This window comes from Magnetospirillum sp. SS-4 (assembly GCF_902729425.1).
Classification (GTDB): Bacteria; Pseudomonadota; Alphaproteobacteria; order Rhodospirillales; family Magnetospirillaceae; genus Phaeospirillum.
Genome location: NZ_LR746530.1, coordinates 220,022 through 242,967, shown reverse-complemented (window position 1 = coordinate 242,967; position 22,946 = coordinate 220,022). Strand labels below are relative to the sequence as shown.

The following is a 22,946-nucleotide window of genomic DNA, read 5'->3' as shown; positions in this document are numbered from 1 at the left end:
CTATCTTGGCATCATCCCATCGGTCCCCAGCACGCTGTCGGACAGCAGCGGATAGCGGGCGCGGGCGTCCGGCAATTGATAATGCCACCACTCGTGGCTGTAGTATTCCCAGCCGGCGGCGGTCATCAGGCCGAGCAGAAGCAGCCGGTTGCGCTGGGCCTCGGCCGGGACGTCGCGGTTGGCGTGATAGGATCGGGAGGTGAATTCGTCGAAGACGCCGCCCATGTCCAGTGTCCGGCCGCTGGCGGCGTCGATCAGGTCGAGATCCACCGCCGTGCCGCGGGAATGCAGCGACCCGACGCGGGGGTCGGCGAGAAAATCCGGATCGGGGGTATGAGCCCACAACAGCCGCTGCGCCTCGGGCGGGCGAAAGGCGTCGAGCACCCGCAGACGCAGGCCCAGCGGCCGCGCCAGCCCGGCGGCGAGGCCCAGCTTCCGGGCGGCCTCGGGCACCAGCCAGCACCCGGCGTCGCGGCGATAGACCGGCCGGCCGGTGAAATTGTCATCCCCGGCATAGGCCAGGGTGATATGGACATCGAGGTCTGCCGGGGTGATCGCGACCAGCGGATTCGTCATTCGTCTTCCCTTTCTCGCCCGGTTTGACTATAGCGGCGCCATGATCGTCCTTGCCATCGACACATCGACCTCGGCCTGTTCGTCCGCCCTCTGGCGCGACGGCGCCGTCATGGCCCGCCGCCTTGCCGTCATGGCGCGGGGCCAGAGCGAGGCCCTGATGCCCATGGTGGCCGAGACGATGGCCGAATCCGGCCTCGGCTTCGCCGACCTCGACCTGCTGGCGGTGACGGTGGGGCCGGGCGCCTTCACCGGCCTGCGCATCGGACTGGCCGCCGCCCGCGGCCTCGCCCTGGCCTCAAACCTGCCCCTGGCCGGCATATCGACGCCGCTGGCGGTGGCCGCCGCCATTCCCGTGGCCCAGCGCCGGAGCCGAACCCTGCTCTCGGTGATCGATTCCCGGCGGGACGAGGCCTGGGTCCAGGCCTATGCCCCCGACCTCACCCCCCTGGGCGAGGTCGAGGCACTGCTACCCGCCCAGGCGGCCGAACGCTACCGGATGCCGGTGGTGGTGGCGGGCGACGGCGCCGCCGGCCTGCTGCCCCTGCTGGCCGATGGCGTCGCCGCCGATGCGCCGGGCTGGCCCGACGCAGCCCTGGTCGCCGAACTGGCCGCCCGCCATTGGACCGCCGGCACGGCGCTGTCGCCCGAGCCGCTGTATCTGCGCCCGCCCGACGTCACCGTGCCGTGAGCGCCATCGACCTCGTCCCCGCCGCCCTGGTGCATGCCGAGCTGCTGGCCGGCATGCACCGGATCTGCTTCGCCGATCCCTGGAGCGTCCGCTCCATGGCCGAGGTGCTGGCCATGCCGGGAACCGAGGGACTGATCGCCGTCGACGACGATGCCGGGCCGGCCGGGCTGGCGCTGTGGCGGAACATCCTCGATGAGGCCGAGATTCTGACCATCGCGGTATTGCCGCCCTGGCGCCGGGCCGGATTGGGCGGACGGCTGCTGAGCGCCGCCATGACCGGGGCGCGAAGCCGGGGCGCCGCCCACATGTTCCTGGAGGCCGCCGCCGACAACACCGCCGCCCTGGCCCTTTACCACCGCCATGGTTTCCGGCGGACCGGAACGCGCAAGGGATATTATGCCGGTGTCGACGCCGTCACCATGGGGTGCGACCTTTCAATCAAGGCATAATAAATTTACTAACCCTGCCCTTGAAATGCCGTTATTTCTTACGAATTAGGAGGCGATGGATTCCCTCTGGCCCCTCGCCCGGCTCTCTTGTCGTCGAGATGATTTCGTGGCCCAGCTCGGCGATGGATTTCGGTACATTTCCCAATGGTTCCGCACCTTTGAGACGAACTTCCAACATCTCTCCGGAAGCCATTCGCTCCACGAGTAACTTGGTCTTGACGAAGGTCATTGGGCAGACCTCCCCAGTGATGTCAAGGCTGTAGTTGGGCTTATCAGTCATGCGATCAACGTCACTTTCGTTTGTCGTAATGGTTATTGCCAGGGGTGATTGAACGATTTATATAAGGCCAATCATCGAATATGGAGGCATGCTCTAGATGTCGGAGCGCTCGAACACCAGCGACCTGCTTTCGCTCACCACCGAGATCGTGGCGGCGCACGTCGCCAACAACAGCGTGGCGGTCAGTGATCTCCCCCATCTGATTCAGGAGGTCTATCGCACCTTGTCGTCGGTCGGCAGCGTCCCCACGGCGCCCGAGCGCCCCCAGCCGGCGGTGGCGGTGAAGAAGTCGGTGACCCCCGACTACATCATCTGCCTGGAAGATGGCAAGAAGCTGAAGATGCTGAAGCGCCACCTCAAGACCGCCTACAACATGAGCCCGGAGGAATACCGGGATCGCTGGGGCCTGGCCGCCGACTATCCCATGGTGGCCCCCAACTACGCCCAGCACCGGTCCACCCTGGCCAAGAAGATCGGCCTGGGCACCAAGCCGCGCAAGCGCAAGCGGGCGGTCTGACGCCCGCTTTCCACCCGTTCCGGGGCGTCGGGGGGTTCCATGGCCCTTGCGGCGCCCTCGAATTGGAGAGACACTGCCTCCTCATGTGATCCGACGGAACGAACATGGTTTCACGCATCGAGCAGCGCTGCATCGACAAGAGCATGAAGATGACCGACCAGCGTCGCGTCATCGCCCGCGTGTTGTCCGACTCCGCCGACCACCCCGACGTGGAGGAGGTCTACCGCCGCGCCACCATGATCGACCCTCACATCAGCATCGCCACGGTCTACCGCACCGTGCGGCTGTTCGAGGAGGCCTCCATCCTGGAACGGCATGATTTCGGCGATGGCCGCGCCCGGTACGAGGAAGCCGCCGGCGATCACCACGATCATCTGATCGACATGAATTCGGGCAAGGTCATCGAGTTCACCAGTACCGAGATCGAGGCTCTTCAGCGCGAGATCGCCAAGCGCTATGGTTACCGGCTGGTCGGCCACCGGCTGGAGCTGTACGGCGTGCCGCTGGCCGCCGGCGAAGAACCCGGCAAAGAATAGCCGCATTCCGCGCCACCCGAGGATTCATGGATTCAGACAATCGGACCGAGGGCGCTTCCGACAGGCTTGAGGTCAGGCTGGCCCAAACCGCCGGGGAGGTCGCCGCGGCGCAGGCGCTGCGCTATCGCGTGTTCTACGAGGAGATGGGGGCCAGGCCCACCCCCGCCATGCGCGACCGGCTGGCCGATTTCGACGAATTCGACGCCGTCAGCGACCATCTGCTGGTGATCGACCGCGCCAAGGGATCGGGCGCCGCCGGCGTGGTCGGCACCTATCGTCTGATCCGCCGCCGGGTGGGCGAGGCCTTTGGCCGCTTCTACACCGCCAGCGAATACGACATCTCCAACATCTTGGAACGGGGCGGCAATTTCATGGAGCTGGGGCGGTCCTGCGTCGATTCCGACCATCGCGACGGCGCCACCATGAAAAAGCTGTGGGACGGCATCGCCGCCTATGTGTTCGATCACGGCATCGAGCTGATGTTTGGCTGCGCCAGCCTGCCCGGTACCGACCCGTCGGCGCTGGCCGGCCATCTCGGCTATCTGCACCACCATCATCTGGCGCCCGAGCCGATCCGGCCGCGCGCCCTGCCCCATCTCTACGTCGACATGAACCTGGCCGCCGGAGACAGCCTCAATCCCCGGCGGGCGCTGGCCCAGCTGCCGCCGCTGATCAAGGGCTATCTCCGCCTCGGCGGCTTTGTCGGCGATGGCGCCGTCATCGACCACCAGTTCAACACCACCGATATCTGCGTCATGGTCAAGACCGACCTGATCACCGCCAAGTACCGGGCGCATTACGATCGGAACGTCCGCGACGCCGCTCCGGAATCGGAACCGACATGATCTCACCCACCATCGCCGGCCTCAGATTCCTCGGCTTCGTCGTCTGGACCCTGCTGCTGCTGCCGCCATATCTGGCGTTGCAACTGGTCGCGCCGCGCCGCGGACCCGACTACACCCGCTTTTACTGGCGCATCGTCGCCCGCCTGATCGGCTATCGCGTGATCGTGCGGGGCCGGCCGCTGGAAGGCGATGGTCCGGTGGTGTTCCTGCCCAACCACGCCAGCTATCTCGACATCATCGTCCTGGGCGGCGTGGTGCGCGCCTTCTTCGTCGCCAAGAGCGAGGTGGCGGGCTGGCCCGGCTTCGGCTTCCTGGCCCGCATCTCGCGCACCGTGTTCATCGACCGCCGCCCCAGCGCCTCGGCGCGCGAGCGCAACGTCATCCGTGACCGCCTGGAAGCCGGCGATTCCCTGATCCTGTTCGCCGAGGGCACCAGCAACGACGGCAACCGGGTGCTGCCCTTCAAAAGCTCGTTCCTGGCGGTGGCGGAGCAGGACGTGGCGGGAGCCGACGGCCAGACCAGGCCCCTGCCGGTCCAGCCGGTCTCGATCGCCTATACCCGGCTGGACGGCCTGCCGATCAGCCGGGCGCTGCGGCCGTTCTTCGCCTGGTACGGCGACATGACCCTGGCCGGCCACCTGATCGGCGCGCTCGGCATGGGCCGCATCACCGTCGAGGTGGAATTCCACCCGCCGGTCACCCTGGCCGAGTTCGGCTCGCGCAAGCAACTGGCGCTGCACTGCCACAAGGTGGTGTCGCACGGCGTCTCCCGCCTGCTGGCGGGGCGCGAGACCTGATTATTCCGGCAGGTCGGCGCCGATATAGGCCGAGACGTCCTTCTTGGTCCGCCCCTCGGTGACCATGCGGCCGGTGACCCGGTAAAAGCCCAGCTCGGCGATGTTGGTGGCGTGGTCGCCGATGCGTTCCAGGTTCTTGGCGATGAACATCAGGTGCGAGCACGAGGTGATGGTGCGCGGATCTTCCATCATGTAGGTCAGAATCTCGCGGAACAGGGCGGAATAGACGTCGTCCAGCTCCTGGTCGCGCTCGCGCAGCGACAGCGCCCGCTCGGCGTCGCGGCCGAGATAGGCGTCCATCACCTCCCTGACCAGGGCCAGGGCCAGCCGCCCCAGGCGGATCAGCGAACGCATGGGCGCCACCGGCGGCAACTGGTTCAGCACCAGCGACCGCTTGGCGGCGTTGGCCGCCAGATCGGCGATGCGCTCGATCTCGCCGGCCACCTTCAGCGAGGTGACCACCGTGCGCAGGTCGTCGGCCACCGGCGCCCGCAGCGCCAGCACCTTGACGGTCTGCTCGTTGATGAAATGCTCGCCGTCGTCGACCTTGGCGTCGGCGCGCATGACGGCGGCGGCCTGCTCGCTGTCGCGGGCGTCAAGCGCCTCGATGGCGGCGGCCAGCTGGCTCTCGGCAAGGCCGCCCATGCGGGCCAGGCCCTCGTCGAGCTTGGCCAGTTCGGCGTCGAATGACTTGACGATATGCGGCATGACGATCCTCCTCAGCCGAAGCGGCCGGTGATGTAGCCCTGGGTCAGTTCGCTGGCCGGCGCGGTGAACACCTGTTCGGTGGCGCCGACCTCGACGATCCGGCCGAGATGAAAGAAGGCGGTGGTCTGCGACACCCGCGCCGCCTGCTGCATGGAATGGGTCACGATGACGATGGTGTAGGTCTGGCGCAGTTCGTCGATCAGTTCCTCGATACGGGCGGTGGCGATGGGGTCCAGCGCCGAGCACGGCTCGTCCATCAAGATCAGCTCGGGCTCGACCGCGATGGCCCGGGCGATGCACAGCCGCTGCTGCTGGCCGCCGGACAGGCCGGTGCCGCGCTCGTGCAGCCGGTCCTTGACCTCGCTCCACAATCCCGCCCGCTCCAAGCTGGTCCGCACCAGGGCGTCCAGGGCGTCGGCCTCGGACACCAGCCCGTGCAGGCGCGGCCCGAAGGCGACGTTGTCGTAGATGGATTTGGGAAACGGGTTCGGCCGCTGGAACACCATGCCGACCCGGGCGCGCAACAGCACCGGATCGATTCCGGACGGACCGTAGAGCGGCTCGCCGTCCAAGATGACCTCGCCGCTGACCCGGGCGCCGTCGATGGTGTCGTTCATGCGGTTGAGGCAGCGCAGGAACGTCGACTTGCCGCAGCCCGACGGACCGATCAGCGCCGTCACCTCGTTGGCCGCGACATCGAGGTCGACCTCGTGCAGGGCCCTCTTGTCGCCGTAATGGACGGACAGGCGGCGGGCGGTCATCTTGGCATCAGGCATGCCCATATCCTTGCGGCTCCGTGGCCCCGGTTATAGCGGTGCCCCTCCGTGACGCAATCCAAAAAGCATGAAGGATTTATGTCACCACGGTTATGGCGGTATAAGTGATTCACCCCCATATGTGGGGCCACTCCAGCAAAATGGATCTTCCGATGACCGAGGATAACGATTCCCGACACCGCGACAAGATGGCCAAGAAAAAGGCGTCCCGCGACAGGCTGATGGCGCGCAAGACCGGCGCCAAGGGTCTGGTCATCGTGCACACCGGCGCCGGCAAGGGCAAGTCCACCGCCGCCTTCGGCATGGCCATCCGCTGTGTCGGCCACGGCATGAAGGTGGGAATCGTCCAGTTCATCAAGGGCGCCTGGGACACCGCCGAGCGGCGGGTCCTGGAGGGCTTCGGCGATTTGGTCACCTTCCGCGCCATGGGCGAGGGCTTCACCTGGGAAACCCAGGACCGGGCCCGCGATGTCGAGGCCGCCGCCAGGGCCTGGGATCTGGCCGCCGGCCTGCTGGCCGATCCCGCCTATGCCATGGTGATCCTGGACGAGATCAACGTGGCGCTGCGCTACGAATACCTGCCGGCCGAGACCGTGCTGGCGGCCATCGCCGCCCGCCCCGCCGACCAGCATGTGGTGCTGACCGGCCGCAACGCCCAGCCCGCCGTCATCGAGGCCGCCGACCTGGTGACCGAGATGGCCATGATCAAGCACCCCTTCCGGGACGGCATCAAGGCCCAGAAGGGGGTCGAGTTCTAGCCTCCCCGCTTAAGGCCGAAACTCAGGCGCCGCAGCACTTCTTGTATTTCTGGCCGGAACCGCAGGGGCAGGGATCGTTGCGGCCGGCCTTGACGGCGACGCGGCGCTGTTCGGGCTTCGGCACCTGGCCGTCCACGTAGTACCAGCGCTCGCCATCCTTGCGGAACCGGGCGATTTCGCGGTGGGCCTCGGCGCGGCCGTCCATGCGGAACCGGGCGGTAAAATCGACGAAGCCTTCGGCATCATCCTCGCCGCCGCCGGAGGTCAGATGCACCTCAAGCCCCAGCCATTCCGAGTTCTTCGCCCATTTCAGGGTTTCGGCCCGGCTGAAATCGTCGCGCTGGTCGGGCGCCAGCGAGTTTTCCAGGTAATCCACGTCGGCGACGGTGAACGCCGAATAGCGCGAGCGCATCAGCGCCTCCGGCGTCGGCGCGATGGCAATGCCGGCGATGTAGGGCTGGCAGCAGGCTTCGAAGCTCCGGCGGGAGCCGCAGGGACAATCGCTCATGATGGCTTAGAACTCGATCAGGTTGGAGAACATGAACATGCCGATGACGGCGGCGAGATAGAAGGCCCCCCCCACCCCCAGCATGAACAGCACGTTGCCGGCCGTCTTGAGGGGGTGCATCTTGCGGTCGCGCTCGATGCGGTCCAGCGCCCGGCGCTCGAAGCCGCCGACGATGGTGACGAAATAGCGGCCGCCGACAAAGGGAAAGGTGATTCGGATATTGATGGGATGCTTGCGCCAGCTGACCGGCTTGGCGGCGTTCCACAACGCCGCCCGCTGTTCCGGCGTGAAGGTTTCAACCACCGCCGGCGGAATGTTCGCCAGCAATTCGTCCAGCGGCCCGCTTCCCTCGGCTGACGACATCGCCCCCCCTCCCTGCCTGACCCGACACAGCCATCCCGATGGCATTGTACAAAGGCATGGCCCGCCTTCATAGCCTGGAAATTCAGGGAGATGCGGCCAGGAGCTAAACCTCGTCCAGATCGTTGTCGGACCGGACCGGCGACCGCGCCAGCCGCGCCAGCACGTCATCGAGCTGTTCCAGCGAGCCATAGGCGATGGTCAGCTCGCCGCCCTTGCCCAGCGACCGGATGGTGACGCGGCAGCCCAGGCCGGCGGTCAGGTCGCGTTCCAGGGCGGCGATGTCGGGATCCCGGCCGGCATTGGCGGGGCGGCCGCCGCTGGTGGGCCTGGCCTTGCCCTCGTCGTTGACCAGCTTTTCGGTCTGACGCACGTTCAGCGCCCGGCCGACCACGTCGCGGGCCAGACGCAGCGGATCGGCGGCGGTCAGCAGGGCGCGGGCGTGACCCGCCGTCAGCTCGCCCTTTTCCAGCATGGCCTTCACCGGGTCGGGCAGGGCCAGCAGCCGGATCATGTTGGCGACGTGCGAGCGGCTCTTGCCCACCGCCTTGGCCAGTTCCTCCTGGGTGTGGGAAAAATCCTCCATCAGGCGGCGATAGCCGTCGGCTTCCTCCAGCGGCGTCAGGTCCTGACGCTGGAGGTTTTCGACCAGGGCGACCTCCAGGGCCTCGCGGTCCGACAGCTCGCGGACGATGACCGGCACCTCGTGCAGCTTGGCGCCCTGGGCGGCCCGCCAGCGCCGTTCGCCGGCGATGATCTCGAACCGGCCGGGCTGGCCGGGCAGCGGACGCACCAGCAGCGGCTGAAGGATGCCCTTCTCGCGGACCGATTCCACCAGATCGTTGATGCGGTCCTCGTCGAAGCTGCGGCGCGGCTGGAACTTGCCCGGCTGCAACTGCCCCACCGGCATCAGCCGCAAGCCCTTGATGGCCGCCGCCCCCTCCGGCCCGGCCGCCGCCGCGCTGGTCACCGCCTGGATAGCCGAGGCCGCGTGATCGCCCAGCAGGGCGGACAGGCCGCGCCCCAGACCTTTTTTCTTTTCGTCAGCCACGATCTCAACCCCTTAATTCGCGTTCGCGCTTCAGCACTTCCGAGGCCAGATGGATATAGGCCTCGGCCCCGCTGCACTTCATGTCGTAGAGCAGCACCGGCTTGCCATGGCTGGGCGCTTCCGACACCCGCACGTTGCGCGGGATCACCGTCTTGTAGACCTTGTCGCCGAAGAAGTCGCGCACGTCGGCCGCCACCTGGTCCGACAGGTTGTTGCGCTTGTCGAACATGGTCAGGATGATACCCTGCAATTCAAGGCCGGGATTGAAGGCCTGGCGGACCCGCTCGATGGTCTTGACCAGATGGCTGACGCCCTCCAGGGCGAAAAACTCGCATTGCAGCGGCACCATCACCGCGTCGGCCGCCACCAGGGCGTTCAGCGTCAGCAGGTTGAGCGACGGCGGGCAATCGATCAGGACGTAATCATAGGCGTCCAGCGATCCGGCCAGCGATTGCCGCAGCCGGTGCTCGCGCCGGTCGAACTCCACCAGTTCGATCTCGGCCCCCGACAGGTCGGTCCCCGAGGGCACCAGATGCAGGCCGGGAATGGTGGTGGCGATCACCGATTCGGCCAGCGCCGCCTCGCCGATCAGCACATGATAGGAATTGACCTCGCGGGCGTTGCGGTCGATGCCCAGCCCGGTGCTGGCGTTTCCCTGGGGATCGAGATCGATGATCAGCACGCTTTTCTTGGTCGCCGCCATGGCGGTGGCCAGATTGATGGCGGTGGTGGTCTTGCCCACCCCGCCCTTCTGGTTGGCGATGGCGATGACGCGGGCCGGCTTGGCCGCCGCGTTGCTCGGGCTATGATCGGCCACGGCATACCTCTCGAAGCTGAAGGACCTGACCGGCCGGGTCGGTCTCGGATGGACTCCGGTCGAGGGCGATATTCCATTCTTTCGCAGTGGCGGTCAATTCGTCTTCCACCCCCCTGCCCTTCAGGAACAGGCACCGCCCGCCCCCGGCCAGATGCGGTTCGGCCCAACCGAGCAACTGGCCCAGCGGCGCCAGGGCGCGGGCGGTGACGACGTCGGCGGCCAGCGGCGCCACCTTCTCGATGCGCTGGTTATGAATGGTGACGCCGGTCCCGGTGACGCGGGCGGCCTCCCGCAGGAAGGCGCATTTGCGGGAATCGCTTTCCACCAGATGAACGTCGGGCGCCCCCATCACCGCCAGCACCAGCCCGGGAAAGCCGGCGCCGCTGCCCAGGTCGGCCAGCCGGCGGGCCTCGGGCGGGATCAGCCGGAACAGCTGGGCGGAATCGAGGAAATGCCGCCGCCACAAATCGGGCAGCGTGTCCGGCCCCACCAGATTGATCCGCGCCTGCCACTTCACCAGCAGGTCGGCGTAGTGGGACAAGCGATCGAGTGTTTCACGTGAAACACCAGATTTTGTCATGAATTCCTCGGGGGTCACACAATTCCTCCCTGCCGCTTGACATGGCCCAGCAACGCCGTCACCGCCGCCGGGGTGATGCCGGGAATGCGGGCCGCCGCCGCCAGGGTCTCGGGCCGGGCCGCCGCCAGCTTCTGGCGAACCTCGTTGGACAGCGAGCCGATAAGGCCGTAATCCAGATCGGCCGGCAGCGCCAGGCCCTCCTCGCGGCGATAGGCCCTGATGTCGGCCTCCTGCCGCTGGAGATAGCCGGCATACTTGCCCTCGATCTCCAGCCGCTCGGCCACGTCGGGCTCGATGCCAGCCAGTTCGGGCCACACCTCCGCCAGCCGCGCCAGGGTCAGGTCGGGATAGGCGAGAAGATCCCATGCCGAACGCGCCACCCCGTCCTGGTTGACGCCAAGGCCGTGACCGCGCAGCACGTTGGGCGACGCCCGCAGGCTGTCCAGCACCGCCCTGGTCCGGGCGATGGCGGCACTTTTCTTGCGAAACCGGTCCGACCGCTCGCTGCGAATGCAGCCCATCGCCTCTCCCTTGGGGGTCAGGCGCGAATCGGCGTTGTCGGAGCGCAGCAGCAGCCGGTATTCCGCCCGCGAGGTGAACATGCGGTAGGGCTCGCTGGTGCCGAGACTCACCAGATCGTCGACCATCACCCCCATATAGGCGTCGGCGCGATCCAGGATCAGCGGGGCGGAGCCGGCGCAACTGCGGGCGGCGTTGAGGCCGGCGAGCAGGCCCTGGGCGCCGGCCTCCTCGTAGCCGGTGGTGCCGTTGATCTGGCCGGCCAGGAACAGGCCGCCCATCGCCCGGGTCTCCAGCGAGCGCGACAGCGAGCGCGGATCGACGAAATCGTATTCGATGGCGTAGCCGGGCCGGATCACGGCGCACCGCTCCAGACCGGGAATGGTGGCGATCATGGCGCGCTGCACCTCTTCCGGCAGCGAGGTGGAGATGCCGTTGGGATAGACGGTGTGGTCGTCGAGGCCTTCCGGCTCCAGGAAGATCTGGTGGCGGTCGCGGTCGGCGAAGCGCACCACCTTGTCCTCGATGCTGGGGCAATAGCGCGGCCCGGTGCTCTGAATCTGACCGGAATACATGGGTGCTCGGTGCAGGTTGGCGCGGATGACGGCGTGGGTCGCCGGCGTGGTGGCGGTGATGCCGCAGGCGATTTGCGGCGTGGCGATCCGCTGGGTCAGGAACGAGAACGGCACCGGCGGGTCGTCGCCGGCCTGGCTGTCCAGCGACTTCCAGTCGATGGTGCGACCGTCGAGCCGGGCCGGCGTGCCGGTCTTCAGCCGGCCGAGCGGCAGCCCGATCCGCTCCAGCGCACCCGACAGGCCCAGCGACGGCGCGTCGCCGATGCGCCCCGCCGGCCAGGTCTTTTCCCCCATGTGGATCAGGCCGCGCAGGAAGGTTCCGGTGGTAATCACCACCGCGCCGCAGGCGATGGTCCGGCCATCGGCCAGCACCACCCCGGCAACCCGTCCCGCCCTGACCACCAGATCCTCCACCGAGCCTTCGAGAAGGCCGAGGTTTCCGGTCTCGTCCAGGGCGTCGCGCATGGCGAGGCGATAGAGCTTGCGGTCGGCCTGGGCGCGCGGTCCCTGCACCGCCGGTCCCTTGCTGCGGTTGAGGATGCGGAACTGGATGCCGGCCCGGTCGATCACCCGTCCCATCAGGCCGTCCAGGGCGTCGATCTCGCGCACCAGCTGGCCCTTGGCCAGGCCGCCGATGGCGGGGTTGCACGACATTTCGCCGATGGTGTCCAGGCGCTGGGTGACCAGCAGGGTGGCGGCGCCGGTCCGCGCGGCGGAGGCGGCGGCCTCGCAGCCGGCATGTCCCGCCCCCACCACAATCACATCGCAAGAGCTTGTTTGTTTCACGTGAAACAGACCCTATAGGTAGGAGCTTACTTCCCGATACAGAACTCGCGGAAGATGACGTCCAGGATGTCATCCACCTCGATTCGCCCGGTGATGCGGCCGATGGCGCGGGCCGCCAGTCGGAGGTCCTCGGCCGCCAGCTCGGCCCCGGCGCGGGGGTCGAAGCGGGCCAGCGCCTCGCGGCATTCCTCCACCGCCGCCCGGTGCCGCACCCGCGTCAACATGGGGGCCGAGGTCACGGCGAACCGGGCCGCCACCCGGTCCTCCAGGGCGCGAACCATGGCGTCGATGCCCTGGCCGGTCCTGGCCGAGACCGCCAGCACCGGCCGGCCGGCCACCCGATCCGGACAAGCGCCGATATCGGCCTTGTTGGCCACCACCAGGGTGGCGTCGTCTATCACGGCCAGCGTCGCCAAGTCCAGGGTCGCGCCGTCCAGCACCGCCAGCTTGAGGTCGGCCGCCTCGGCGCGGGCCAGGGCGCGGCGCACCCCCTCGGCCTCGACGTCGCAGGCGGCGTCGCGCAGGCCGGCGGTATCGGCCAGCACCACCGGCCAGCCGCCCAGGTCGAGGTGAACCTCGATCACGTCCCGCGTCGTGCCGGCCTGGGCCGAGACGATGGCGGCGTCGCGCCCGGCCAGCCGGTTGAGCAGGCTGGACTTGCCGGCGTTGGGGGCGCCCAGGATGGCGATGTGGATGCCGTCCCTCAGCCGTTCGCCCCGGCGATTGTCGGCGAGGTGGCCGGCCAGTTCGCCGGCCAGGGCGGCGGCGGCCCCCGCCACCTGGTCCATCAGCCCGGCGGGAATATCCTCGTCGGCGAAGTCGATCTCGGCCTCCAGCCACGCCAGCAGGCCGACCACCCGTTCCCGCCAGCTATCGGCCAGCCGGGCAAGGCCACCATCCATCTGACGCAGCGCCTGCCTGCGCTGGGCCGCCGTCTCGGCGTCGACCAGATCGGCGATGGCCTCGGCCCGGGTCAGGTCCATCTTGCCGTTGAGGAAGGCGCGGCGCGTGAACTCGCCCGGCTCGGCCGGGCGCAGGCCCAATCGGCCGAGAGCCTCGGCCAGGGCTTGCGCGACGGCGCGGCCGCCATGCAGATGCAGCTCGGCCACGTCCTCTCCGGTAAAGCTCTGGGGCGCCGGAAACCACAGCGCCAGACCGTCGTCGATGACGTCGCCGGACGGATCGGCAAGGCGGACCCGCATCGCCCGGCGGGGAGCCGGCAGCGGCCGGCCGGTCAGGGCGGCCAGTGCCGGGCCGGCCCCGTCGCCCGACAGCCGCCACACCGCCACGCCGGCCCGGCCGGCGGCCGAGGCCAGGGCATAGATGGTCGCGGTCATTCCGCCTTGGCGGGCTTGTCCACCATCAGCCGCTCGACCCGGCCGCCCTTGACGATGTGGGTGTCCAGAATCTCGTCGATGTCGGCGACGGTGCTGAAGCCGTACCAGATGCCCTCGGGATAGATCACCATCACCGGGCCGGCGCCGCAACGATCGAGGCAGCCGGCCGAGTTGACGCGCACGTCCTTGAGACCCAGACGCTTCTGGGCGTCCTTGAGATGCTCGCGCAGCGGCTCGGACCCGCGCTGGGCGCACGAACCCCGGGGATTGTCGTCGGGACGGCGGTTGGTGCAGATGAAGACGTGCAGCCGGAAATAGGGCGGCGGATCGACGGTGGGGCTCAAGACTACTTCTCCTTGGGGCGGGTGCCGGAGGCGAACTGCGACCAGAACATCTTCTGCATCTGCTCCATGCCCTGGACGCCGGCCGGCAGCCAGACCTTGAACAGGGCCTCGGGTTCCATGGCGTGCAGGTTGGCGGCCATCTGATCCTGGATCTGGCGCATCAGGGCGTCCTGCATCGGCCGCACGTCGGGCAGGCCGAAGAAGGTCCGCAGCTCCTCGGGGGTGCAATCCACGTCCACGGTGATCTTCATGGTGATCCTGCCTTGATCAAGTGGGCCTCGCACCCAAACTAAGCCCAGAGACCAAGCCGCGCAATGTCCCTCGGGAGTTCCCCTTCATGACCCATAACCGACTGGCCGCCGAGACCAGCCCCTATCTGCTTCAGCATGCCGCCAATCCGGTGCATTGGTGGGCCTGGGGGCCGGATGCGCTGGCCGAGGCCAAGGCGACCGGAAAGCCCATTCTGCTGTCGGTGGGCTATTCCGCCTGCCACTGGTGCCATGTGATGGCGCACGAGAGCTTCGAGGATGCCGGCATCGCCGGCCTGATGAACGCCCTGTTCGTCAACATCAAGGTGGATCGCGAGGAACGCCCCGACCTGGATTCGCTCTACCAGCAATCCCTGGCCATGATGGGCCAGCCCGGCGGCTGGCCGCTGACCATGTTCCTGACTCCCGACGGAGAACCGTTCTGGGGCGGCACCTATTTCCCCGCCACCGCCAAATACGGCCGCGCCGCCTTTCCCGACGTGCTGGAAGGCATCAGCCACACCTGGCACCGCGACCCCGACAAGATCCGCCACAATGTCGGGCAACTGCGTCAGGCGCTTGCACGGCTCGCCAGTTCGCCCGGGGCCATGGGCCTCGATCTCGGCGTGCTCGACAACGGCGCCCTCGACATCCTGCGCATGATCGACCTGGACGACGGCGGTACGGTGGGTGCGCCCAAATTTCCCCAGCCCGGCCTGTTCCGCTTCCTGTGGAACGCCTGGCTGCGCACCGGCGACGAACGGCTGCGCCGCGCGGTGACGCTGACCCTGGACCATATCTGCCAGGGCGGCATCTACGATCACCTGGGCGGCGGCTTCATGCGCTATTCCACCGACCAGTCCTGGCTGGTGCCGCATTTCGAGAAGATGCTTTACGACAACGCCCAACTGGTGTCGCTGCTGTGCCGGGCGTGGAAGGGAACCGGTTCGGTCCTGTACCGGACGCGGGTGTTCGAGACCATCGGCTGGCTGCTGCGCGACATGACCGCCGAGGGCGGCGCCTTCGCCGCCGCGCTGGACGCCGACAGCGAGGGCGAGGAAGGCCTGTTCTACACCTGGACCGCCACCGAGATCGAAACGCTGCTGGACCGGGATTCGGCGCGGCGCTTCGCCCAGCTTTACGACGTCTCGCCGGGCGGCAATTGGGAAGGCCGCACTATCCTTCATCGCAACCATTCCCGGGGCGGCGGCGATGACGAGCCCCTGGCCGCCGCCAAGGCGGTCCTGCTGGCCCATCGCGACAGGCGGGTGCGGCCCGGCCGCGACGACAAGGTGCTGGCCGACTGGAACGGCATGATGATCGCCGCCCTGGTGGAGGCCGCCCAGACCTTCGACCGCCCGGACTGGCTGGCGGCGGCGGAAACCGCCTTCGCGGTGGTGACGGCGGGCATGAGCCGGCCCGGCCATCGCCTGGCCCACGCCCTGCGCCTGGGCCAGGCGGTCCATGCCGGAGTGATCGACGACCACGCCCACATGGCCCGGGCCGCCATCGCCCTGTTCAGCGCCAGCGACAACGGCGCCCTGCTGGATCACGCCCGGAACTGGCTGGATTCCGCCCATGCCCATTTCTGGGACGCCGGGGACGGCGGCTATCTGCTGTCGGCCGACGACACCACCGACATCATCATCCGCACCAAGCCCTGCTTCGATTCGGCGGTGCCGTCGGGCAACGGCGCCATGGCCGAGGCGCTGGCGCTGATGGCGCTGGCCACCGGCGAGACCAAATGGCGCGACCGGGCCGAGGCGGTGCTGGCCGCCTTCAGCGCGGCGGTGCCGGATCAGCTGCCCAACATGACCTCGCTGCTGGATGCCTTCGAGATGCTGGCCGATCCGGTGACGGTGACGGTGACCGGGGCGGACGACGACCCGACGACCCGTTCCCTGCTGCGGGCGGCGGCGACCGGCGGCGGACGCGTTCATCTGCTGCTGCGCGACCCCAATGGGCCGGCGGCGGCGATAATCTGCCGGGATTCCGTCTGCTCGGCCCCCATCTCTGATCCCGAGCGATTGCGCGAGGCCCTGGCGTCGCGATAGCATCGGGTTCGACCCAACATCAACGGGTGCGCCATGCCACAGCTTGCCTTCAACACCCCCATCGGTCCCCTGGCCCTGTTCGAGGCCGATGGCGCCATCGTCGCCATAGACTGGGGCTGGCTGCCCGAGAACGAGGACAGCCCGCTGCTGCTGAAGGCCCGCGACCAGCTGGAGGAGTATTTCGAGGGCAGGCGCACGACGTTCGACCTGCCGCTGGCGCCCCACGGCACTCCGTTCCAGCGCAGGGTCTGGAACGCGCTGTCCGAAATTCCCTTTGGCGCCACCCTCACCTACGGCCAGTTGGCGGACAGGCTTGGAACCGCGCCCCGTGCCCTGGGCGGCGCCTGCGGCCGCAATCCCATTCCGGTGGTGATTCCCTGTCACCGGGTACTGGCGGCGGGCGGCGGATTGGGTGGCTATTCCGGTATCGACGGCATCGAGACCAAGGAATTCCTGCTGCGTCTCGAAGGAATGCGACCATGACCCATGCCATCCGGGTTCACGCCACCGGCGGTCCCGAAGTCCTGACCTGGGAAGAGGTCCAGGTCCCCTCTCCGGCCAGGGGCGAGGTGCTGCTGCGCCAGACCGCCATCGGCCTCAACTTCATCGACGTCTATCATCGCACCGGATTATATCCGGCGCCCCTGCCCTTCGTTCCCGGCCTGGAAGGAGCCGGCGTGGTGGAGGCCATCGGCGAGGATGTCGCCGAATTCCAGTTGGGCGACCGGGTCGCCTATGCCAATCCGCCGCTGGGCGCCTATGCCGAGCGCCGGGTCATGCCGGCCGACCGTCTGGTGAGGATTCCCGATTCCATCACCGACCGGCAGGCCGCCGCCATGATGCTGCAAGGCATGACCGCGCAATACCTGCTGCGCCGCACCTATCCGGTCCGGGCCGGCGACACCGTCCTGATCCATGCCGCCGCCGGCGGTGTCGGCCTGCTGGCCTGCCAATGGGCGAAACATCTGGGCGCCACCATCATCGGCACGGTGGGTTCCGAGGACAAGGCCGAACTGGCCCGCCGCCATGGCTGCGACCACGCCATCCTCTACAAGACCGAGGATTTCGTGGCCCAAGTCAGGGAGATCACCAACGGCGCCGGCGTGCCGGTGGTCTACGATTCGGTGGGCCGCGACACCTTCCTCAAGTCGCTGGACTGCCTGAGCCCGCTGGGCATGATGGTCTCGTTCGGCCAGAGCTCGGGCAAGGTCGAGCCCTTCGACACCGGCCTGCTGGGGGCCAAGGGCTCGCTGTTCCTCACCCGGCCGTCGCTGATGACCTATACCGCCAAACGGGCCGACCTAGTGGCCGGCGCCGCCGAACTGTTCGAGGTGGTGGCCACGGGCGCGGTCAAGGTGGAAATCAACCAGACCTACCCCTTGAGCGAGGCGGCAAAGGCCCATCGCGACCTGGAGGCCCGCAGAACCACCGGTTCGACGCTGTTGTTACCCTCGTAAGGAAAAAGTATTAGACTACGGATCGCGGCAAAGGCCATGACCCGCAGGAGGACGATTTGAGAGGGTCCAAGCTTGGCAAGTGGACGGTGACCGGAATCAGCCTGATCTGGATGGCCTGGGCCGGTTGGGACCAGTTCGGCAACATATCCGAATCCGATGTGGAAAACCACTCGTCGAGCTCGGTGCAAGAGCGCCTGAAGGATTGCACCGGCACCTTCAAGCAGCGTTACGAGTGCAAGGAAAGCATCGTCATCCAAAGCACCAACAGTACTTTCTATGCCATGCTCGGCCGCCTGTCCATCGTGGTGGTTCCGCCCATTCTGCTGGCGGCGGCCTTTCACATGCTGACGCGGCGCCGGTCCGACGACGACGGCCCCAGCGACGAACTGTTGCAGGAACATCACCGCCGCCATCGCCGCCGCCGCACGTCCGGCCACTCCTGACTGGGAAAGCCCCCATATCCATGTCCCTGATCGACGTCGGAATCGACGGCCGGCTGGCCGTCCTTACCATGACCAACCAGCCCAAGCGCAACGCCCTGTCGGAAGCCATGATCGACGGCATCCTGGCGGGCCTGGATCAGGCCCGCGCCGTCGGGGCGCGCTGCGTCATCCTGCGGGCGGAACCGGGCGTCCGCATCTGGTCTTCCGGCCACGACATCTCGGAATTGCCGAAATCCCATCGCGACCCGCTGGGCTGGAGCGATCCCTTGCGGGTGGTGATCCGCGCCATCGAGGAATTTCCCGCCCCCATCATCGCCCTGATCGAGGGCGGCGTCTGGGGCGGCGCCTGCGAAATGGCCCTGGCCTGCGACATCATCGTGGCGACGCCGGATTCCACCTTCGCCATCACTCCGGCCAAGCTGGGCATTCCCTACAACGTCACCGGCCTGCTGACCTTCATGAACGCCGCCTCCTTGCATACCGTCAAGGAAATGGCCTTTACCGCCCGGCCCATCGATGCCGAGCGCGCCCTGCTGGTCGGCCTGATCAACCATTTGAAGCAACCCGACGAGATCACCGGCTTTTGCGTCGAAATGGCCCGCGGCATCGAACGGATGGCGCCGTTGGCCATCGCGGTGATGAAGGAGGAATTGCGGGTGCTGGCCTCGGCCCATTCCATCACGCCCCGCATGTTCGAGCGGGTTCAGGGCATGCGCCGCGAGGTTTACGACAGCAACGATTATCAGGAAGGCGTCAGGGCGTTCCAGGAAAAGCGGCCGCCGGTGTTCCAGGGCGAATAGCAAAAACCCCCGGATCATCTCCGGGGGTTTTGTTTCACGTGAATCAGGAGTTCATCGCCTCGAAGAAATCGCCGTTGTTCTTCGAATGCTTCAGCTTGTCCACCAGGAATTCCATGGCGTCGACCACGCCCATGGGCATCAGGATGCGGCGCAGCACCCACATCTTGGACAGCACGCCCTTGTCCACCAGCAGTTCCTCCTTGCGGGTGCCCGACTTGGTGATGTCGATGGCCGGGAAGGTGCGCTTGTCCGACAGCTTGCGGTCCAGGATGATCTCGGAATTGCCGGTGCCCTTGAATTCCTCGAAGATCACCTCGTCCATGCGCGAACCGGTGTCGATCAGGGCGGTGGCGATGATGGACAGCGAGCCGCCCTCCTCGATATTGCGGGCCGCGCCGAAAAAGCGCTTGGGACGTTGCAGGGCGTTGGCGTCGACGCCACCGGTCAGCACCTTGCCCGAACTGGGCACCACGGTGTTGTAGGCCCGCGCCAGCCGGGTGATGGAATCCAGCAAGATCACCACGTCGCGCTTGTGCTCCACCAGCCGCTTGGCCTTCTCTAGCACCATTTCGGTGACCTGGACATGACGCGACGCCGGCTCGTCGAAGGTGGAACTGATGACCTCGCCCCGCACCGAGCGGGCCATGTCGGTCACTTCCTCGGGACGTTCGTCGATCAGCAGAACAATCAGGTAGACGTCGGGATGGTTGAGGGAGATGGCGTGGGCCATATTCTGGAGCATCACCGTCTTGCCGGTGCGCGGCGGCGCCACGATCAGGGCGCGCTGGCCCTTGCCGATGGGGGCCACCAGATCGATGACGCGGGTGGTGAGGTCCTTGCGGGTAGGGTCCTCGATCTCCAGCTTCAGCTTCTCGTCGGGATAAAGCGGCGTCAGGTTGTCGAAGTTGATGCGGTGGCGGACCTTTTCCGGGTCCTCGAAATTGATGTTGTTGACCTTCAGCAGGGCGAAATAACGTTCCCCGTCCTTGGGGCTGCGGATCTGGCCCTCGACGGTATCGCCGGTGCGCAGGCCGAAACGGCGAACCTGGCTGGGACTGATGTAGATGTCATCGGGACCGGGCAGGTAATTGGCTTCCGGACTGCGCAGGAAGCCGAAGCCGTCTTGCAGGATCTCCAGAACGCCATCGCCGTAGATGGCGACGTCGTTGTCCGCCAGTTGCTTCAGGATGGCGAACATCATGTCCTGCTTCCTGAGGGTGCTGGCGTTCTCGACCTCTAGTTCCTCGGCGAAGGCCAGCAGTTCGGCCGGTGTTTTTTTCTTCAATTCCTGGAGATGCATGGAAGGCTGTCCGTTCAAGACCCTGACGTGGGAGGAATCGGCGCGAAATACGCGGGCTCGACCAAGCAAGCCTGGTGCCGATCAACGGCGACGGATGCGAACGATCCGAAGAGGGCGGGTAAATCCGGGGATGGGCCGGTTGCGGCCCTTGGGAATTGGGCTCAGCTTTAGACAATCGCCGGGCCGCTGTCAAACGGGATTAATGGCCGAACGCCGGCTTGACGATCACCAGGATGACGATGACGATCATCAGCAGGGTCGGCCCCTCGTTGACGACGCGATAGAATTTCTGGCCGCGGCGGTTGCGGTCCTCGGCGAATTCGGTCTTGCAGCGGGCCAGGAAAACGTGAAATCCGGTCATCAGGCAGACCGCCAGCAGTTTCACATGAAACCAGTGCTGGGCGAACAGGCCGCCGTCCACCGCCATGACCAGGCCGAGAATCCAGGCCACCACCATGGCCGGAGTCATGATGGCCTTCAACAGCCGGCGCTCCATCACCTTGAAGGTTTCCGAGGTCTCGGACTTGGGATGAACGTCGCAGTGATAGACGAACAGCCGGGGCAGATAGAGCAGGCCGGCCATCCACGAAATGATCGCGATGACGTGGACCGCCTTGACCCACAGATAGGCCTCTCCGCTCAGCATGGGCAGACCTTTCCCGCCTGGCGGCAGGCTTGTCCGGCCAAGCGGCCGGGATCGCGCACCAGATCAGCCAGCCCCCGGATGAACGACGGATGGCACCCCAGCGCCGGCACCCGCACATAGCCGGGCACGCCCAGTTCCCCGGCGCGGTGACGGTATTCCATGTCCAGTTCCACCAGGGTTTCGGAATGTTCCGAGACGAAGGCCACCGGCACCACCACCACCGGCACCCCGTCGCGGCCGGCACGCTCAAGTTCGGCCTCGGTGCTGGGACCGATCCATTCCAGCGGGCCGACCCGGCTCTGATAGCAGATCGACCAGTCGGAATCGGCGAGGCCGGCGGCGGCGGCCACGGCGGCGGCGGTCTGTTCCACCTGTGCCTGATAGGGGTCGCCGCGCTCGATCACCTTTTTCGGCAGGCCATGGGCCGAGAACAGGACGCGGGGCCTGCCCTTGGCCAAGGCTTCGGCATAACCCCGGCTTACCAGATCGGCCATGGCGGCCACCAGATCCGGCTGAACCGGATAGCAGCATACCTGCCGGGTCGGCGCGGCCAGCCCGGCGCGTCCGGCCTCGCGCCGCCATTGCGCCAGCGACGAACCGGTGGTGGTGGTGGAAAACTGCGGGTAAAGCGGCAGCAGGACGATCTCGGTGGCGCCCCAGTCCTTGATGGCGGCGACCGCCTCGTGAGCGAAGGGATGCCAGTAGCGCATGGCGATGAAGCAGCGGTAGCCCTTGCCCAGCCGATGCTCCAGGGCGCGGGCCTGCGCCTCGGTCTCGGGCACCAGCGGCGACCGGCCACCGATATGGGCGTAGATCTCGCGAGCCATCGGCGCCCGCCGGCCGGAGATGAACTTGGCGAGCAGCCAGCGGATAGGCCCCGGCGCGCCGATGATCGCCTTGTCGTTGAACAGGTTGAACAAAAACGGCTTTACCGCCTCGGGACTGTCGGGACCGCCGAGGTTGAACAGGACGACCGCCGTTCTTGTTCCCGGATTCATCCCCGCCATCCCTTCACCCGTTCGGCCAGCCGCGCCACGTTGTCGGGCGGCGTCGGCGGCACGATGCCGTGGCCGAGATTGAAGATGAACGGCCCCTTGCCCAGCACCCGCAGCACCCGGTCTATGCCGGAATCCAGCGCCTCGCCGCCGGCCACCAGCAGCAGCGGATCGAGATTGCCCTGCACGGTGCAATGGGGCTGCAACTCGGCCGCCGCCCAGTCCAGCGGCACCGACGGGTCCAGCGACACGCCGCTGACCTTGGTCTCGGCGACGTAGCGCTTGTAGAGATACCCCGCCTGACGGGGAAAGCCGATCACCGGAATCCCCGGCCGCTCGGCGCGGATACGCTCGACCAGCTGCCGGGTCGGGCCGATCACCCAGCGGTCGAACTGGTCTTCGGGCAGGGCGCCGGCCCAGGTGTCGAAGATCTGGATGGCCTCGGCGCCGCTGTCGATCTGGCGGATCAGATAATCGCCGGTGGCCTGGGTCAGCAGCGCCATCAGCCGTCCGAACAGCTCCGGCTGGCCGAACATCATGCCCTTGGCCTTGGCGAAGTCCTTGGAGCCGCTGCCCTCGATCATGTAGGTGGCCACCGTCCACGGCGCGCCGGCAAAGCCGATCAGGGCGGTGGCGGCCGGAATGGCCTTGGACAGGTTGGAAACGGTGTTGTAGACGGGGGCAAGGTGGTCGTGGAGGCCCGAGAGGTCGAGACCGTCCAGATCCATTGCCGAGCGAATCGGCGTCAGCACCGGTCCCTCGCCCTCCCGGAAGGCGACCTGCTGGCCCAGGGCGTCGGGAATCACCAGAATGTCGGAAAACAGGATGGCGGCGTCGAATCCGTAGCGGCGCAGCGGTTGCAGGGTCACTTCCGTGGCCAGGGCGGGATTGTAGCACAGGTCGAGGAAGCTGCCGGCTTCGGTCCGGGTGGCGCGGTATTCCGGCAGGTAGCGTCCGGCTTGTCGCATCAGCCAGAAAGGCGGGGGGGTCAGCGTCTCGCCGGCAAGAGCTCGCAGGAACGGCTTGGTGGACGTGGAAATGGATGTCGACACGGGAGACCGCCTTGGTTCGGGTTCGTCCTCTCTTACAGTCTTTAGGGTTTAGAGAAAAGGTGGCTGTGGCAAGTGGGTGCCTGTGGAAGATGGGGATGCGCCGCGCCACCCATGTTTTCCACACTGCGGTCCCGAGATGGCGGC

At 67.1% G+C, this 22,946-nt stretch carries 29 protein-coding genes; 12 read left to right on the top strand and 17 right to left on the bottom strand.

Features of this window, described 5'->3' with window-relative positions:
• A complete protein-coding gene (ddpX, locus tag MTBSS4_RS19760) occupies positions 1-576 on the bottom strand; it encodes a D-alanyl-D-alanine dipeptidase (protein ID WP_173985077.1) in 576 nt (191 codons plus the stop codon).
• A 40-nt stretch (positions 577-616) separates the two neighbouring features.
• On the opposite strand from ddpX, the gene tsaB reads away from it, so the two are divergent.
• Together tsaB and MTBSS4_RS19750 are read left to right on the top strand one after the other, a co-directional pair.
• On the top strand, positions 617-1,264 hold the full coding sequence (gene tsaB / locus MTBSS4_RS19755; protein ID WP_173985076.1) for a tRNA (adenosine(37)-N6)-threonylcarbamoyltransferase complex dimerization subunit type 1 TsaB: 648 nt from the start codon (positions 617-619) through the stop codon (positions 1,262-1,264).
• Positions 1,261-1,713 carry a GNAT family N-acetyltransferase gene (locus MTBSS4_RS19750; protein ID WP_254432670.1) on the top strand — a complete coding sequence of 151 codons (453 nt, stop codon included), beginning with the start codon at positions 1,261-1,263 and terminating at the stop codon, positions 1,711-1,713. Before tsaB ends, MTBSS4_RS19750 begins: the two co-directional genes overlap by 4 nt.
• A gap of 31 nt (positions 1,714-1,744) precedes the next feature.
• Here the strand turns inward: MTBSS4_RS19750 and MTBSS4_RS19745 are convergent, their stop codons facing one another.
• Positions 1,745-1,993 (bottom strand): sulfurtransferase TusA family protein, encoded by a 249-nt coding sequence (locus MTBSS4_RS19745; protein ID WP_173985075.1) that lies wholly within the window; start codon positions 1,991-1,993, stop codon positions 1,745-1,747.
• 97 nt (positions 1,994-2,090) lie between these two features.
• Between MTBSS4_RS19745 and MTBSS4_RS19740 the strand changes: the two genes are divergently transcribed.
• The 4 genes from MTBSS4_RS19740 (at position 2,091) to MTBSS4_RS19725 (ending at position 4,688) form a co-directional block, all read left to right on the top strand.
• Complete coding sequence (locus tag MTBSS4_RS19740) at positions 2,091-2,510, top strand: MucR family transcriptional regulator (RefSeq protein ID WP_173985074.1); 420 nt, start codon at positions 2,091-2,093, stop codon at positions 2,508-2,510.
• A gap of 104 nt (positions 2,511-2,614) precedes the next feature.
• A complete protein-coding gene (locus tag MTBSS4_RS19735) occupies positions 2,615-3,046 on the top strand; it encodes a Fur family transcriptional regulator (protein ID WP_173985073.1) in 432 nt (143 codons plus the stop codon).
• Positions 3,047-3,072: 26 nt separating this feature from the next.
• Positions 3,073-3,891: a GNAT family N-acetyltransferase gene (locus MTBSS4_RS19730; RefSeq protein WP_173985072.1), complete on the top strand. Its 819-nt coding sequence runs from the start codon at positions 3,073-3,075 to the stop codon at positions 3,889-3,891.
• The gene (locus MTBSS4_RS19725; protein ID WP_173985071.1) at positions 3,888-4,688 is read left to right on the top strand and encodes a 1-acyl-sn-glycerol-3-phosphate acyltransferase; all 801 of its coding nucleotides are present in this window, start codon (positions 3,888-3,890) and stop codon (positions 4,686-4,688) included. The genes MTBSS4_RS19730 and MTBSS4_RS19725 overlap by 4 nt, the downstream gene beginning before the upstream one ends.
• Here MTBSS4_RS19725 and phoU read toward each other — a convergent pair whose 3' ends face one another.
• Positions 4,689-5,396 (bottom strand): phosphate signaling complex protein PhoU, encoded by a 708-nt coding sequence (gene phoU, locus MTBSS4_RS19720; protein ID WP_173985070.1) that lies wholly within the window; start codon positions 5,394-5,396, stop codon positions 4,689-4,691. It lies immediately after the preceding gene.
• A gap of 11 nt (positions 5,397-5,407) precedes the next feature.
• The gene (gene pstB, locus MTBSS4_RS19715; protein ID WP_254432669.1) at positions 5,408-6,172 is read right to left on the bottom strand and encodes a phosphate ABC transporter ATP-binding protein PstB; all 765 of its coding nucleotides are present in this window, start codon (positions 6,170-6,172) and stop codon (positions 5,408-5,410) included.
• Positions 6,173-6,324: 152 nt separating this feature from the next.
• Here pstB and cobO point away from each other — a divergent pair, with 152 nt between their 5' ends.
• Positions 6,325-6,930 carry a cob(I)yrinic acid a,c-diamide adenosyltransferase gene (gene cobO, locus MTBSS4_RS19710; protein ID WP_217425586.1) on the top strand — a complete coding sequence of 202 codons (606 nt, stop codon included), beginning with the start codon at positions 6,325-6,327 and terminating at the stop codon, positions 6,928-6,930.
• 22 nt (positions 6,931-6,952) lie between these two features.
• On the opposite strand, the gene MTBSS4_RS19705 is transcribed toward cobO, so the two are convergent.
• The 9 genes from MTBSS4_RS19705 to MTBSS4_RS19665 all read right to left on the bottom strand — a co-directional run bounded on the left by MTBSS4_RS19705 (position 6,953) and on the right by MTBSS4_RS19665 (position 14,058).
• On the bottom strand, positions 6,953-7,438 hold the full coding sequence (locus MTBSS4_RS19705) for a YchJ family protein (RefSeq protein WP_173985068.1): 486 nt from the start codon (positions 7,436-7,438) through the stop codon (positions 6,953-6,955).
• Positions 7,439-7,444: 6 nt separating this feature from the next.
• Positions 7,445-7,801 (bottom strand): hypothetical protein, encoded by a 357-nt coding sequence (locus MTBSS4_RS19700; RefSeq protein ID WP_173985067.1) that lies wholly within the window; start codon positions 7,799-7,801, stop codon positions 7,445-7,447.
• 103 nt (positions 7,802-7,904) lie between these two features.
• Positions 7,905-8,849 carry a ParB/RepB/Spo0J family partition protein gene (locus tag MTBSS4_RS19695; RefSeq protein ID WP_173985066.1) on the bottom strand — a complete coding sequence of 315 codons (945 nt, stop codon included), beginning with the start codon at positions 8,847-8,849 and terminating at the stop codon, positions 7,905-7,907.
• A gap of 4 nt (positions 8,850-8,853) precedes the next feature.
• The gene (locus tag MTBSS4_RS19690) at positions 8,854-9,666 is read right to left on the bottom strand and encodes a ParA family protein (protein ID WP_173985065.1); all 813 of its coding nucleotides are present in this window, start codon (positions 9,664-9,666) and stop codon (positions 8,854-8,856) included.
• Positions 9,653-10,246, bottom strand: coding sequence for a 16S rRNA (guanine(527)-N(7))-methyltransferase RsmG (rsmG, locus tag MTBSS4_RS19685; protein ID WP_173985064.1), 594 nt, complete (start codon positions 10,244-10,246; stop codon positions 9,653-9,655). Before rsmG ends, MTBSS4_RS19690 begins: the two co-directional genes overlap by 14 nt.
• Positions 10,247-10,260: 14 nt before the next feature.
• Positions 10,261-12,102, bottom strand: a complete 1,842-nt coding sequence (mnmG, locus tag MTBSS4_RS19680) for a tRNA uridine-5-carboxymethylaminomethyl(34) synthesis enzyme MnmG (protein ID WP_173985179.1) — start codon at positions 12,100-12,102, stop codon at positions 10,261-10,263.
• A gap of 50 nt (positions 12,103-12,152) precedes the next feature.
• Positions 12,153-13,463: a tRNA uridine-5-carboxymethylaminomethyl(34) synthesis GTPase MnmE gene (mnmE, locus tag MTBSS4_RS19675; RefSeq protein ID WP_173985063.1), complete on the bottom strand. Its 1,311-nt coding sequence runs from the start codon at positions 13,461-13,463 to the stop codon at positions 12,153-12,155.
• Entirely contained in the window at positions 13,460-13,807 is a 348-nt protein-coding gene (locus tag MTBSS4_RS19670) for a ferredoxin (protein ID WP_173985062.1), read from the bottom strand. The genes mnmE and MTBSS4_RS19670 overlap by 4 nt, the downstream gene beginning before the upstream one ends.
• Before the next feature lie 2 nt (positions 13,808-13,809).
• Positions 13,810-14,058: a DUF6489 family protein gene (locus MTBSS4_RS19665; RefSeq protein ID WP_173985061.1), complete on the bottom strand. Its 249-nt coding sequence runs from the start codon at positions 14,056-14,058 to the stop codon at positions 13,810-13,812.
• An 86-nt stretch (positions 14,059-14,144) separates the two neighbouring features.
• On the opposite strand from MTBSS4_RS19665, the gene MTBSS4_RS19660 reads away from it, so the two are divergent.
• The 5 genes from MTBSS4_RS19660 to scpB are packed head-to-tail and all read left to right on the top strand — an operon-like array spanning position 14,145 to position 18,809.
• Positions 14,145-16,109, top strand: coding sequence for a thioredoxin domain-containing protein (locus MTBSS4_RS19660; protein ID WP_173985060.1), 1,965 nt, complete (start codon positions 14,145-14,147; stop codon positions 16,107-16,109).
• A gap of 33 nt (positions 16,110-16,142) precedes the next feature.
• Positions 16,143-16,592 (top strand): methylated-DNA--[protein]-cysteine S-methyltransferase, encoded by a 450-nt coding sequence (locus MTBSS4_RS19655; protein WP_173985059.1) that lies wholly within the window; start codon positions 16,143-16,145, stop codon positions 16,590-16,592.
• Positions 16,589-17,566, top strand: coding sequence for a quinone oxidoreductase (locus tag MTBSS4_RS19650; protein WP_173985058.1), 978 nt, complete (start codon positions 16,589-16,591; stop codon positions 17,564-17,566). The genes MTBSS4_RS19655 and MTBSS4_RS19650 overlap by 4 nt, the downstream gene beginning before the upstream one ends.
• 56 nt (positions 17,567-17,622) lie before the next feature.
• Positions 17,623-18,009, top strand: coding sequence for a hypothetical protein (locus MTBSS4_RS19645; RefSeq protein WP_254432668.1), 387 nt, complete (start codon positions 17,623-17,625; stop codon positions 18,007-18,009).
• Between the two features lie 20 nt (positions 18,010-18,029).
• On the top strand, positions 18,030-18,809 hold the full coding sequence (scpB, locus tag MTBSS4_RS19640; RefSeq protein ID WP_173985057.1) for a methylmalonyl-CoA decarboxylase: 780 nt from the start codon (positions 18,030-18,032) through the stop codon (positions 18,807-18,809).
• A 43-nt stretch (positions 18,810-18,852) separates the two neighbouring features.
• Here the strand turns inward: scpB and rho are convergent, their stop codons facing one another.
• From rho to hemE, 4 genes are all read right to left on the bottom strand, one after another.
• On the bottom strand, positions 18,853-20,109 hold the full coding sequence (gene rho / locus MTBSS4_RS19635) for a transcription termination factor Rho (RefSeq protein WP_173985056.1): 1,257 nt from the start codon (positions 20,107-20,109) through the stop codon (positions 18,853-18,855).
• 199 nt (positions 20,110-20,308) lie between these two features.
• Complete coding sequence (gene hemJ, locus MTBSS4_RS19630) at positions 20,309-20,755, bottom strand: protoporphyrinogen oxidase HemJ (RefSeq protein ID WP_173985055.1); 447 nt, start codon at positions 20,753-20,755, stop codon at positions 20,309-20,311.
• Positions 20,749-21,762, bottom strand: coding sequence for a ferrochelatase (hemH, locus tag MTBSS4_RS19625; protein WP_173985054.1), 1,014 nt, complete (start codon positions 21,760-21,762; stop codon positions 20,749-20,751). Before hemH ends, hemJ begins: the two co-directional genes overlap by 7 nt.
• Entirely contained in the window at positions 21,750-22,802 is a 1,053-nt protein-coding gene (hemE, locus tag MTBSS4_RS19620) for a uroporphyrinogen decarboxylase (RefSeq protein WP_254432667.1), read from the bottom strand. The genes hemH and hemE overlap by 13 nt, the downstream gene beginning before the upstream one ends.
• Positions 22,803-22,946 lie beyond the last annotated feature (144 nt).